Genomic DNA, 12,070 nt, shown 5'->3' with positions numbered 1-12,070 from the left:
TCTATCGCGGCTGAAGCCGCTCCTACAGGGTTACGCGGTGCCTGTAGGAGCGGCTTCAGCCGCGATGCATTTTCCCAGGCACAAAAAAGCCCGGCACAATGGCCGGGCTTTTTCATGGCTTGAGCTTAGCGCGCACGGTAGGTGATGCGGCCCTTGCTCAGGTCGTACGGCGTCAGTTCGACGCGGACCTTGTCGCCAGTGAGAATACGGATGTAGTTCTTGCGCATCTTGCCAGAGATGTGCGCGGTAACGACGTGCCCGTTTTCCAACTCCACGCGGAACATGGTGTTGGGCAGGGTGTCGACGACAGTGCCTTCCATTTCGAAGCTGTCTTCTTTCGACATGCAGTAAAGCCCTCGGTATCCAGTGATGGCCCGACGCACGACTGCACCGGGCAAAAAAGTGGCGTGGATTATGCCCGAAAATTGTGTTTCAAGCCAATGCCTTTCAGTTGAGGGTGACCCAGCGCTGGTTGATCAGCAATTCGATGGGGCGATACTGGGTCTTGTAGTTCATCTTCTTGCAGTTCTTGATCCAGTAGCCTAGGTAAACGGCCTCGAGGTTCTGGCGCAAGGCTTCGGTGATCTGCCAGAGGATCGCGTAGCGGCCGAGGCTGCGGCGCTCTTCCTCGGGCTCGTAGAAGGTGTAGACCGCCGACAGACCGTTGGGCAGCAGGTCGCACACCGCCACGGCCAGCAGCCGGCCTTCCAGGCGGAACTCGTAGAACCAGCAGAACGGCAGGTCGCGCACCAGGAAGGTGGAGAACTGGTCGCGGCTTGGCGGGTACATGTCACCGTCGGCGTGGCGCTGCTCGATATAGCGCCGGTACAGGTCGAAGTACTCTTCCTTGTAGGCCGGACGGGCGGCGGTGACGGTCAGGTCGGCGTTGCGTTTGAGGATACGTCGCTGCTGGCGGTTGGGAATGAACCGCGCGGCAGGGATGCGCGCCGGCACGCAGGCGTTGCACTGCTGGCAATGCGGGCGATAGAGGTGGTCACCGCTGCGACGAAAGCCCATTTCCGAGAGGTCGGCGTAGACGTGCACATCCATCGGCTGGCTAGGGTCGAGAAACAGTGTGGTTGCCTGCTCATCCGGCAGGTAGCTGCAGGAGTGGGGTTGAGTGGCATAGAACTTCAACCGCGCCAGCTCTGTCATGATCAACCCCTTAGGTGAGACGTTGTATCTAAGTGTAAGCCAGCTCCGGGAACTCGCCTAGGCAACCCAGCTGGCCGCACTGGGCTGATCCAGGTGTTGCGCCAGGTAATCGGCGAAGCTGGCCCGGCTGATGGCGCGGGCGCCCAGGCTATGCAGGTGGTCGGTGGGCATCTGGCAGTCGATCAGCACGAAGCCTGCCTGCTTCAGGTGCTCGACCAGTGTCACGAATCCCACCTTGGAGGCATTGTCGGCGCGGCTGAACATCGATTCGCCAAAGAACAGCCGGCCCATGGCCAGGCCATACAGGCCGCCGACCAGTTCACCCTCCCGGCGTACCTCGACCGAATGGGCGATGCCGCGCCGGTGCAGCTCGCAGTAGGCGGCGCGCATGGTGTCGGTAATCCAGGTGCCATCGGCGTAGTCCCGGGGCGCGGCGCAGGCAGCAATCACCGCCGCGAAGTCGCTGTCGAAGCTCACCTGGTAGCGACCCTGGCGGATCAGCTTGGCCAGCGAGCGCGAGACATGCAGTTCGTCCGGAAACAGCACGGTACGCGGGTCGGGCGACCACCAGAGGATCGGCTGGCCGTCCTGGTACCAGGGGAAGCAGCCGTGGCGGTAGGCCGCGACCAGGCGCTCCGGGGTCAGGTCGCCACCAGCGGCAAGCAGGCCGTTGGGGTCGTGCAGGGCCTTTTCCAGGGGCGGGAAAGTCAGCGAGTCGCGGGTCAGCCAGGTGAGCATGGGGTTCTTGAGCGGCGGGGGAGGGGAGGGCGTCCAGCATGGCGTGGCTTGTGGATGAGGTCAACGACCCTCGTCGCGGGCGCGGTCTGCGTGGGAGCGGCGATGCGGCGACCCGACTTGCCCCGCGACAGGGCCGGACCTGGCAGAATCGACCGCCAATCAACCACGCATTCGTGCCGCCACCGGCACCATCTGGCACATTTGCTGTCACACCTGTGCAAAAACACAGCATAAGCCTTTGTCACAAAAGAAAATGCATGCTCAAATTGCATCAATATGAAAGTCGCCCCCGTTCACGCGCCATACAGCGTGCCGCCATGGCGGCGGGTGGGCAGTAATGTTAAAAGTAGTGGTTCATTGGCCGGTGACCGGCCAATCACTATTGGACGCGCAGCACGCGCAGGAATAGACGCGTTTTGAAGAAATCCACCGCAACCCCAGCCCCCTTGCCAGTGCCCCTGTGGCGGCAGCAGCTGCACTACCGCCTGAAGGAAGGTGCGCTGATTGCCGTCGGCGCCCTGTGCCTGTACCTGTGGATGGCACTGGTCACCTACGACACCGCCGACCCGGGCTTCAGCCACACCAGCAACGCCGAGCAGGTGCAGAACGCCGCCGGCCGCGCCGGGGCCTATTTCGCCGACATCCTGTTCATGGTGCTCGGCTACTTCGCTTACATCTTCCCGCTGCTGCTGGCGATCAAGACCTGGCAGATCTTCCGCGAGCGCCACCAGCCCTGGCAATGGAGCGGCTGGCTGTTCTCCTGGCGGCTGATCGGCCTGGTGTTCCTGGTGCTGTCGGGCGCGGCCCTGGCGCATATCCACTTCCACCCCTCGGCGAACATCCCGTTCTCCGCGGGCGGTGCCCTGGGCGAAAGCCTGGGCGATCTGGCGCGCAACCTGCTGAACGTGCAGGGCAGCACGCTGATGTTCATTGCCCTGTTCCTGTTCGGCCTGACGGTGTTCACCGACCTGTCCTGGTTCAAGGTGATGGACCTGACGGGCAAGATCACCCTCGACCTGTTCGAACTGGTGCAAGGCGCAGCCAGCCGCTGGTGGGAGGCGCGCAACGAGCGCAAGCGCCTGGAAGCCCAGCTGCGTGAAGTCGACGACCCGGTCTTTGACCTGGGCGGCAAAGGCGACAGGCGCGAGCCGGCCAAGGCGCAGCTGCGTGAGCGGGCAGAGCCTGTGATGACGCGTGACGAGCCGCCGGCCCGCCCGGTGGTGCCGCGCGAAGTGGCCGTGGCCCGCGAATCGGTGGCGCCGCGCGAAACCGTGGTAGCTCGCGCGCAGCCTGCGGCTCCGGTGATCATCCCGCCGACCGCGGACAAGGCGCCGGAACCGAGCAAGCGGGTCATGAAGGAAAAACAGGCCCCGCTGTTCATCGACAGTGCGGTGGAAGGTACCTTGCCGTCCATTTCCATCCTCGACCCGGCCGAGCAGAAGAAGATCGAGTACTCGCCTGAGTCCCTGGCCGGTGTCGGCCAGTTGCTGGAGGTCAAGCTCAAGGAATTCGGCGTGGAAGTCGCGGTGGACTCGATCCATCCGGGGCCGGTGATCACCCGTTACGAAATCCAGCCGGCCGCGGGCGTGAAGGTCAGCCGCATCGCCAACCTGGCCAAGGACCTGGCGCGTTCGCTGGCGGTGACCAGCGTGCGCGTGGTCGAGGTGATCCCCGGCAAGACTACCGTGGGCATCGAGATCCCCAACGAGAATCGCCAGATGGTGCGCTTCTCCGAGGTGTTGTCGTCGCCGCAGTTCGACGAGAACAAGTCGCCGGTCACCCTGGCCCTGGGCCACGATATCGGCGGCAAGCCGGTGATCACCGACCTGGCCAAGATGCCCCACCTGCTGGTGGCCGGTACCACCGGCTCCGGTAAGTCGGTGGGGGTGAACGCGATGATCCTGTCGATCCTGTTCAAGTCGGGCCCGGAAGACGCCCGGCTGATCATGATCGACCCGAAGATGCTCGAACTGTCGATCTACGAAGGTATCCCGCACCTGCTGTGCCCGGTGGTCACCGACATGAAGGATGCGGCCAACGCCCTGCGCTGGAGCGTCGCCGAAATGGAGCGGCGCTACAAGCTGATGGCGGCCATGGGCGTGCGCAACCTGGCGGGCTTCAACCGCAAGATCAAGGATGCCCAGGAAGCCGGCGAAGTCATCCACGACCCGCTGTACCGTCGCGAGAGCATGGACGACGAGCCGCCGACGCTGAAGACCCTGCCGACCATCGTGGTGGTGGTCGACGAATTCGCCGACATGATGATGATCGTCGGCAAGAAGGTCGAGGAACTGATCGCGCGTATCGCCCAGAAGGCCCGTGCCGCCGGTATCCACCTGATCCTCGCCACCCAGCGTCCGTCGGTGGACGTGATCACCGGTCTGATCAAGGCCAACATCCCGACCCGCATGGCGTTTCAGGTGTCGAGCAAGATCGACTCGCGGACCATCATCGACCAGGGCGGCGCCGAACAGCTGCTCGGCCACGGTGACATGCTCTACATGCCGCCGGGCACCAGCCTGCCGATCCGCGTGCATGGCGCCTTCGTCTCCGACGACGAAGTGCACCGCACGGTCGAAGCGTGGAAGCTGCGCGGCGCGCCGGACTACAACGACGACATCCTCAATGGCGTCGAAGAGGCCGGCAGCGGCTTCGACGGCGGCGGTGGTGGCGGCGATGGCGAAGACTCGGAAAGCGATGCCCTGTACGACGAAGCCGTGCAGTTCGTGCTGGAAAGCCGCCGGGCGTCGATCTCGGCGGTGCAGCGCAAGCTCAAGATCGGCTACAACCGCGCCGCGCGCATGATCGAGGCGATGGAAATGGCCGGAGTGGTCACGCCGATGAACAGCAACGGCTCGCGGGAAGTGATTGCCCCGGGCGGCCCACGCGATTGATGAACAACCTGCCGGGCGCCATAGACGGCGCCCGGCCCCTTCACTGTGCAATGAGGATTTCCATGCGCGCGATTCGCATGCTGTTGGTTTCTGCCCTGGCTGCGGCCAGCCTGTCGGCCCACGCCGGCGAACAGGACGTCCAGCGCCTGACGCAATTGCTGGAGAAGTCGCAGACCATCGAGGCCAATTTCTCCCAACTGACCCTGGATGCCAGCGGCACCAGCCTGCAGGAGACCAACGGCAAGATGACCGTCAAGCGCCCGGGCCTGTTCTACTGGCACACCGACGCGCCCCAGGAGCAGGTGGTGGTGTCGGATGGCAAGAACGTCACCCTGTGGGACCCGGACCTGGAACAGGCCACCGTCAAGAAGCTCGATGTGCGCCTGAACCAGACCCCGGCGCTGCTGCTGTCCGGTGACGTCTCGAAGATCAGCCAGAGCTTCGACATCACCTCCAAGGAGCAAGGCGAGGTCATGGACTTCACCTTGAAGCCCAAGACCAAGGACACCCTGTTCGACTCGCTGCGCGTGTCGTTCCGCCGGGGGCTGATCAATGACATGCAGCTGATCGACAGCGTCGGCCAGCGCACCAACATCCTGTTCAATGGCGTCAAGGCCAACCAGGCGGTGCCGGACAGCAAGTTCCAGTTCGACATCCCCAAGGGCGCGGACGTCATCAAGGAGTAAGCGGAGCCCGTGATGGACCTGTTTCGAAGCGAACCCGTCGCCCAGCCCCTGGCCGCCCGCCTGCGCCCGTCGAACCTGGGCGAGTACGTCGGCCAGGAGCACCTGCTGGCGCGCGGCAAGCCGCTGCGCGAGGCGCTGGAGCAGGGTGCGCTGCACTCGATGATCTTCTGGGGCCCGCCCGGGGTGGGCAAGACCACCCTGGCGCGGCTGCTGGCGCAGTTTTGCGACGCCCACTTCGAAACGGTGTCGGCGGTGCTGGCCGGGGTCAAGGAGATCCGCCAGGCCGTCGAGGTGGCCAAGCAGCAGGCCGGCCAGTATGGTCGACGCACCATCCTGTTCGTCGATGAAGTGCACCGTTTCAACAAGTCGCAACAGGACGCCTTCCTGCCCTACGTGGAGGACGGCACGCTGATCTTCATCGGCGCGACCACCGAAAACCCTTCCTTCGAACTGAACAACGCGCTGCTGTCGCGGGCGCGGGTCTATGTGCTCAAGAGCCTGGACGAGGCCGCGCTGCGCAAGCTGGTTGATCGCGCCCTGAGCGAGGAGCGCGGCCTGGGCAAGCGCAACCTGCGGGTGGGAGACGAAGGCTTCAAGATGCTCATGGCCGCCGCCGACGGCGATGGCCGGCGCATGCTCAACTTCCTCGAGAACGCCTCGGACCTGGCCGAAGATGGCGGCGAGATCGGCGTCGAGCTGCTGCAGAGCCTGCTCGGCGACAGTCGCCGCCGCTTCGACAAGGGTGGCGAGGCGTTCTACGACCAGATCTCGGCACTGCACAAGTCGGTGCGCGGCTCCAACCCCGACGGCGCGCTGTATTGGTACGCGCGCATGCTCGACGGCGGCTGCGACCCGCTGTACATCGCCCGTCGGGTGGTGCGCATGGCCAGCGAGGATATCGGCAACGCCGACCCCCGCGCCCTGAGCCTGTGCCTGGCGGCCTGGGACGTGCAGGAGCGCCTGGGCAGCCCCGAAGGCGAGCTGGCGGTGGCCCAGGCCATCACCTACATCGCCTGCGCGCCGAAGAGCAACGCCGTGTACATGGGCTTCAAGGCGGCGATGCGCGAGGCGGCCGAGCACGGTTCGCTGGAGGTGCCGCTGCACCTGCGCAACGCGCCGACCAAACTGATGAAGCAACTGGGCTATGGCGAGGAGTACCGCTATGCCCACGACGAGCCGGACGCCTATGCCGCCGGCGAGGACTATTTCCCCGAGCAGCTCGAACCGCGCCAGTACTATCAGCCAGTGCCCCGTGGCCTGGAACTGAAGATCGGCGAGAAGCTCAAGCACCTGGCCGAGCTCGATCGCGCCAGCCCCCGCCAGCGGAGAAAACCGTGATTGCACTGATTGCCGCAGTCAGCGCCGGCGGCATCGCCGGCACGCTGTTGCGTTTCGCCACCGCCAACTGGGTCACGGCCCACTGGCCGCGACACTTCTATGCCGGTACGCTGGCGGTCAACCTGGTCGGCTGCCTGCTGATCGGCCTGTTGTATGGGCTGTTCCTGCACAAGCCGCTGGTGCCGGTCGAGCTGCGTGCCGGGCTGATCGTCGGCTTTCTCGGCGGCCTGACCACCTTTTCCTCCTTCTCGCTCGATACCGTGCGCCTGATGGAAAGCGGGCAGGTCCCGCTGGCCTTGGGCTATACCATTATCAGCGTGGTGGGCGGCCTGCTCGCGACCTGGGCCGGCCTGTCCCTGACCCGATTCTGAACCAACACCTACTTATAACGAGAGAACGATATGCTCGATTCCAAACTGTTACGCGGCCAACTTCAGGAAGTGGCTGACCGCCTGGCCTCCCGTGGCTTCAGCCTGGATGTCGCGCGCATCGAATCGCTGGAAGAGCGCCGCAAGGCCGTGCAGACCCGCACCGAGCAGCTGCAGGCCGAGCGTAACGCCCGCTCCAAGTCCATCGGCCAGGCCAAGGCCAAGGGCGAAGACATCGCCCCGCTGATGGCCGATGTCGAGCGCATGGCCAACGAGCTGGCCGCCGGCAAGACCGAGCTTGACGGCATCCAGGCGGAACTGGACGGCATCCTGCTGACCATTCCCAACCTGCCGGACGCCAGCGTGCCGGTCGGCGCCAGCGAAGACGACAACGTCGAAGTGCGCCGCTGGGGCACGCCGAAGGCCTTCGACTTCGAGATCAAGGACCACGTCGCCCTGGGCGAAGTCAGCGGTGGCCTGGACTTCGAGGCCGCGGCCAAACTATCCGGCGCCCGCTTTGCCGTTCTGCGTGGCCCGGTGGCCCGCCTGCACCGCGCTCTGGCGCAGTTCATGATCAACCTGCACACCGGCGAGCACGGCTACGAGGAGCACTACACCCCGTATCTGGTGCAGGCCCCGGCCCTGCAGGGTACCGGCCAGCTGCCGAAGTTCGAGGAAGACCTGTTCAAGATCACCCGCGAAGGCGAGGCCGATTTCTACCTGATCCCGACCGCCGAAGTGTCGCTGACCAACCTGGTGGCGGGTGAAATCCTCGACGCCAAGCAGCTGCCGCTCAAGCTGGTCGCCCACACCCCGTGCTTCCGCAGCGAGGCCGGTGCCTCGGGCCGTGACACCCGCGGCATGATCCGCCAGCACCAGTTCGACAAGGTCGAGATGGTCCAGGTGGTCGAGCCGTCCAAGTCGATGGAAGCGCTGGAAGGCCTGACCGCCAACGCCGAACGCGTGCTCCAGCTGCTGGAACTGCCATATCGCGTACTGGCGCTGTGCACCGGCGACATGGGCTTCGGCGCGGTGAAGACCTACGATCTGGAAGTATGGGTCCCAAGCCAGGACAAGTACCGCGAGATCAGCTCCTGCTCCAACTGCGGCGACTTCCAGGCGCGCCGCATGCAGGCCCGCTGGCGCAACCCGGAAACCGGCAAGCCGGAGCTGGTGCACACCCTGAACGGGTCGGGCCTGGCTGTAGGTCGTACCTTGGTCGCCGTGCTGGAGAACTACCAGCAGGCCGACGGTTCGATCCGCGTGCCTGAAGTGCTCAAGCCGTACATGGGTGGCGTCGAGGTCATTCGCTGAATGGACTACCTGCCGCTGTTCCACAAGCTGCAGGGTGGCCGTGTGCTGGTCGTCGGCGGCGGCGAGATCGCCTTGCGCAAGGCGCGCCTGCTGGCCGACGCTGGCGCCGCGCTGCGGGTGGTGGCGCCTGAGGTCGACGGCCAGCTCGCCACGCTGGCCCGTGAGGGCGGGGGCGAGGTTCTGGTGCGTGGCTACCAGGCCTCCGACCTGGACGGCTGCCGGCTGGTGATCGCGGCTACCGACGACTCGGCGCTCAACGCCCAGGTCTCGGCCGAGGCCCAGGCGCGCAGCCTGCCGGTCAACGTGGTGGACGCGCCGGCCCTGTGCACGGTGATCTTCCCGGCCATCGTCGACCGTTCACCGTTGGTGGTGGCGGTTTCCAGCGGCGGCGACGCCCCGGTGCTGGCGCGGTTGATCCGCGCCAAGCTGGAGGCCTGGATTCCATCCGCCTATGGCGAACTCGCCGGCCTGGCCGCGCGTTTCCGTGAGCGGGTCAAGGCCTTGTACCCGGACGTCAACCAGCGTCGCGGCTTCTGGGAAACCGTGTTCCAGGGCCCGATCGCCGAGCGCCAGCTGGCCGGGCAGGGCGCCGAGGCCGAGCGCCTGTTGCAGGCGATGGTCGACGGCGCGCCGGTGCAGCAGGGCGGCGAGGTATACCTGGTGGGCGCGGGGCCGGGCGATCCGGACCTGCTGACCTTCCGCGCCCTGCGCCTGATGCAGCAAGCCGATGTGGTGCTTTACGACCGCCTGGTGGCCCCGGCCATCATCGAGATGTGCCGGCGTGACGCCGAGCGCATCTATGTCGGCAAGCGCCGCGCCGACCACGCCGTGCCCCAGGACAAGATCAACCGCCTGCTGGTCGACCTGGCTCGCCAGGGCAAGCGCGTGCTACGGCTCAAAGGTGGCGATCCGTTCATCTTTGGCCGGGGAGGCGAGGAGATCGAAGAGCTGGCCGACGAAGGTATTCCGTTCCAGGTGGTACCGGGCATCACGGCAGCCAGTGGTTGTTCGGCCTATGGCGGGATTCCGCTGACCCACCGCGACTACGCCCAGTCGGTGCGCTTCGTTACCGGCCACCTGAAGGATGGCACCAGCAACCTGCCCTGGAATGACCTGGTGGCTCCGGCCCAGACCCTGGTGTTTTACATGGGCCTGGTTGGCTTGCCGACCATCTGCGCCGAGTTGATCCGCCACGGCCGTGCGGCGAACACGCCGGCTGCGCTGGTGCAGCAGGGCACCACCCGCAACCAGCGGGTGTTCACCGGTACCCTGGCCGACCTGCCGGCGTTGGTGGCACGCCACGAAGTGCATGCGCCGACCCTGGTGATCGTCGGGGAAGTGGTGCAGTTGCGCGAGAAGCTGGCGTGGTTCGAAGGCTCGCAAGACGCCTGAAATAACTGGGGCCGCTTTGCGGCCCATCGCCACGATAAGCCGGCTCTCATAGGATCATACAAGCCCCTGTGGGAGCCGGCTTGCCGGCGATGCGTTGCAAAGCAGCCCCAGCTTTATCAAGCCTTCCAGATCCCTTTGCCCATTAACCGCTCCCGGTCATGCGGCAAGCCGAAATCCTGCAACGGCCCCTTGGGCACGATGCCGTTCGGGTTGATGGTCTTGTGGCTCATGTAATAGTGCTTCTGGATATGCTCCATGTTCACCGTGCCCGCCACGCCCGGCCACTGGTAAAGCTCGCGCAGCCAGTTGGACAGGTTCGGGTAGTCGCTCAAGCGGCGCAGGTTGCACTTGAAGTGCCCGTGGTACACCGCGTCGAAACGCACCAGCGTGGTGAACAAGCGCACATCGGCTTCGGTCAGGTACTCACCGGCCAGGTAACGCTGGCGGCCCAGTAGCGCCTCCAGGTGGTCCAGCTCGTTGAAGACATCGTCGAAGGCGGTCTCGTAAGCTTCCTGCGAGGTGGCGAAGCCTGCGCGGTACACGCCGTTGTTCACGGCCGGGTAGATACGTTCGTTGAGCGCATCGATGGTGGCGCGCAGCGGCTCGGGGTACAGGTCCAGGGTGTTGCCGGTCAGTTCATTGAATGCGCTGTTGAAGATGCGAATGATCTCGGCCGACTCGTTGTTGACGATGCGCTTCTCTTGCTTGTCCCACAGCACCGGCACGGTTACGCGCCCGGTGTAGTGCGGGTCGTCCTGGGTGTAGCGCTGGTGCAGGTACTGCAATGCGTCCAGATGATCACCGCTGGAGCCCTGCTGCTGGTCGAAGGTCCAGCCGTGCTCGCCCATCAGCCAGCTGACCACGGAGACGTCGATCAGCGGTTCCAGGCCCTTGATGGCGCGGAAGATCAGGGTGCGATGCGCCCAGGGGCAGGCCAGTGACACGTACAGGTGATAACGGCCGGCCTCGGCGGCGGGCAGTTGATTGCGGCGCTGGGCGTTCTCGCGCTTGAACGCGCCATCCTGGCTGGTCTGGTACCACTGGTCATGCCAGCGGCCATCGATCAAAAGGCCCATTGCAAAGCTCCTCGGAACAAAGTCGTTTGTCGTTGGAGCTCAGTCTAGTGAAAAGCGTTCGAATAAATAGCGCAAAGACTGCGCCCTATCTATCGGCTTATTCGATGCTTCTGCGGTTGGCCCAGTAGTCGCGAGCGCGGCTGAACGCCTGCTCGCGGTCCTGGCCCAGCCCGCGCAGGGCGAGGGCCATGGTGGCGACCACGGCCAGCTCGCCATAGCTGTCCTGTGCCTCGCCACGCCATACCGCCAGCAGGTGCTCGGGCTGCAGGCTGGCCGGCTTCACATGGCGCTGGGCGCTGAGGGCCGGCCACTCCTCGTCCCAGGCCTCGCCGGCCGAGGTGCCATACAGGTGGCTGATGACATCCGGGTTGACCTCGATCTCGCCGCCGTCACCTTTGATCACCACGGCGTGGTCGCCGAGCAGGCGGCTGGCCTCGCGGTGCACCGCCTGGTAGCCGGGGTGGAAGATGCTCTGCAGGCCGCAGCGGGCGCCGAGAGGGTTGAGCACCCGGGCCAGGGAGTGGATGGGCGAGCGCAGGCCCAGGGTGTTGCGCAGGTCGATCATGCGCTGAAGCTGTGGCGCCCAGTCCTGCAACGGGAAGAAGGCCAGCCGATGGCTGTCCAGGGCTTGTTCCACGGCCGTCCAGTTGCGACACAGCGGAATGTCCAGCAGGTCGAGCAGTTGCTCGGTGTAAAGCCTGCCTGCCGTATGGGCGCCGCCGCCGTGCATCAGGATACGCATGCCATTGCCCGCCAGGCACTTGGCCGCCAGCAGGTACCATGGCAGATGGCGCTTCTTGCCGGCGTAGCTCGGCCAGTCGAGGTCGACGCTGATCTGGGGCGCGTGCAGATGGGCGCGCAGGGCCTCGGTGAAGCCGGCCAGCTCCTCGGCGCTTTCTTCCTTGTGCCGCAGCAGCATCAGGAAGGCGCCCAGCTGGGTGTCCTCGACCTTGCCCTCGAGCAGCAGGGTCATCGCGGCGCGGGCTTCCTCGCGGGTCAGGCCACGGGCGCCACGCTTGCCCTTGCCGAGGATGCGCACGAATTCGGCGAACGGGTGTTCGGCCGGGGTTTCCAGGGTCAAGGGGCGTGCTTCGTTCAGCTGTGGCTCG

Annotated in this window: 11 protein-coding genes; 6 read left to right on the top strand and 5 right to left on the bottom strand. The window is 65.4% G+C overall.

Going from position 1 to position 12,070, the window contains the following annotated elements:
* Positions 1-125: 125 nt before the first annotated feature.
* The 3 genes from infA to aat all read right to left on the bottom strand — a co-directional run bounded on the left by infA (position 126) and on the right by aat (position 1,893).
* Positions 126-344 (bottom strand): translation initiation factor IF-1, encoded by a 219-nt coding sequence (gene infA / locus CCOS191_RS16680; RefSeq protein ID WP_002553999.1) that lies wholly within the window; start codon positions 342-344, stop codon positions 126-128.
* 103 nt (positions 345-447) lie between these two features.
* Positions 448-1,155 (bottom strand): arginyltransferase, encoded by a 708-nt coding sequence (locus CCOS191_RS16675; protein WP_023630955.1) that lies wholly within the window; start codon positions 1,153-1,155, stop codon positions 448-450.
* Between the two features lie 57 nt (positions 1,156-1,212).
* A complete protein-coding gene (gene aat / locus CCOS191_RS16670) occupies positions 1,213-1,893 on the bottom strand; it encodes a leucyl/phenylalanyl-tRNA--protein transferase (protein ID WP_023630956.1) in 681 nt (226 codons plus the stop codon).
* 416 nt (positions 1,894-2,309) lie between these two features.
* Here aat and CCOS191_RS16665 point away from each other — a divergent pair, with 416 nt between their 5' ends.
* From CCOS191_RS16665 to cysG, 6 genes are all read left to right on the top strand, one after another.
* Entirely contained in the window at positions 2,310-4,787 is a 2,478-nt protein-coding gene (locus CCOS191_RS16665) for a DNA translocase FtsK (RefSeq protein WP_052752627.1), read from the top strand.
* A 62-nt stretch (positions 4,788-4,849) separates the two neighbouring features.
* Positions 4,850-5,473, top strand: a complete 624-nt coding sequence (gene lolA, locus CCOS191_RS16660; RefSeq protein ID WP_031315274.1) for an outer membrane lipoprotein chaperone LolA — start codon at positions 4,850-4,852, stop codon at positions 5,471-5,473.
* 12 nt (positions 5,474-5,485) lie between these two features.
* Positions 5,486-6,811 carry a replication-associated recombination protein A gene (locus tag CCOS191_RS16655; RefSeq protein ID WP_046856170.1) on the top strand — a complete coding sequence of 442 codons (1,326 nt, stop codon included), beginning with the start codon at positions 5,486-5,488 and terminating at the stop codon, positions 6,809-6,811.
* Positions 6,808-7,182 carry a fluoride efflux transporter CrcB gene (gene crcB, locus CCOS191_RS16650; protein ID WP_023630958.1) on the top strand — a complete coding sequence of 125 codons (375 nt, stop codon included), beginning with the start codon at positions 6,808-6,810 and terminating at the stop codon, positions 7,180-7,182. Before CCOS191_RS16655 ends, crcB begins: the two co-directional genes overlap by 4 nt.
* 30 nt (positions 7,183-7,212) lie before the next feature.
* Positions 7,213-8,493, top strand: coding sequence for a serine--tRNA ligase (gene serS / locus CCOS191_RS16645; protein WP_038705845.1), 1,281 nt, complete (start codon positions 7,213-7,215; stop codon positions 8,491-8,493).
* The gene (cysG, locus tag CCOS191_RS16640; RefSeq protein ID WP_046856169.1) at positions 8,494-9,885 is read left to right on the top strand and encodes a siroheme synthase CysG; all 1,392 of its coding nucleotides are present in this window, start codon (positions 8,494-8,496) and stop codon (positions 9,883-9,885) included.
* A 116-nt stretch (positions 9,886-10,001) separates the two neighbouring features.
* On the opposite strand, the gene CCOS191_RS16635 is transcribed toward cysG, so the two are convergent.
* Both CCOS191_RS16635 and CCOS191_RS16630 read right to left on the bottom strand, forming a co-directional pair.
* Positions 10,002-10,961 (bottom strand): glutathione S-transferase family protein, encoded by a 960-nt coding sequence (locus CCOS191_RS16635; RefSeq protein WP_046856168.1) that lies wholly within the window; start codon positions 10,959-10,961, stop codon positions 10,002-10,004.
* 97 nt (positions 10,962-11,058) lie between these two features.
* Positions 11,059-12,042: a glycosyl transferase family protein gene (locus CCOS191_RS16630; RefSeq protein WP_442963673.1), complete on the bottom strand. Its 984-nt coding sequence runs from the start codon at positions 12,040-12,042 to the stop codon at positions 11,059-11,061.
* Positions 12,043-12,070 lie beyond the last annotated feature (28 nt).

The sequence above is a fragment of the Pseudomonas sp. CCOS 191 genome (assembly GCF_001007005.1).
In the GTDB taxonomy this organism is placed as follows: Bacteria; Pseudomonadota; Gammaproteobacteria; order Pseudomonadales; family Pseudomonadaceae; genus Aquipseudomonas; species Aquipseudomonas soli.
Note: the sequence above shows the minus strand (reverse complement) of the source record. Positions and strands in the feature narration are given on the sequence as shown.

Bases quoted from the DNA above. Each gene is read 5' to 3' on its own strand.
- cysG (WP_046856169.1), top strand. From the start codon at position 8,494: ATGGACTACCTGCCGCTGTTCCACAAGCTGCAGGGTGGCCGTGTGCTG.
- serS (WP_038705845.1), top strand. From the start codon at position 7,213: ATGCTCGATTCCAAACTGTTACGCGGCCAACTTCAGGAAGTGGCTGAC.
- CCOS191_RS16675 (WP_023630955.1), bottom strand. From the start codon at position 1,155: ATGACAGAGCTGGCGCGGTTGAAGTTCTATGCCACTCAACCCCACTCC.
- infA (WP_002553999.1), bottom strand. From the start codon at position 344: ATGTCGAAAGAAGACAGCTTCGAAATGGAAGGCACTGTCGTCGACACC.
- aat (WP_023630956.1), bottom strand. From the start codon at position 1,893: ATGCTCACCTGGCTGACCCGCGACTCGCTGACTTTCCCGCCCCTGGAA.
- CCOS191_RS16635 (WP_046856168.1), bottom strand. From the start codon at position 10,961: ATGGGCCTTTTGATCGATGGCCGCTGGCATGACCAGTGGTACCAGACC.
- CCOS191_RS16655 (WP_046856170.1), top strand. From the start codon at position 5,486: ATGGACCTGTTTCGAAGCGAACCCGTCGCCCAGCCCCTGGCCGCCCGC.
- lolA (WP_031315274.1), top strand. From the start codon at position 4,850: ATGCGCGCGATTCGCATGCTGTTGGTTTCTGCCCTGGCTGCGGCCAGC.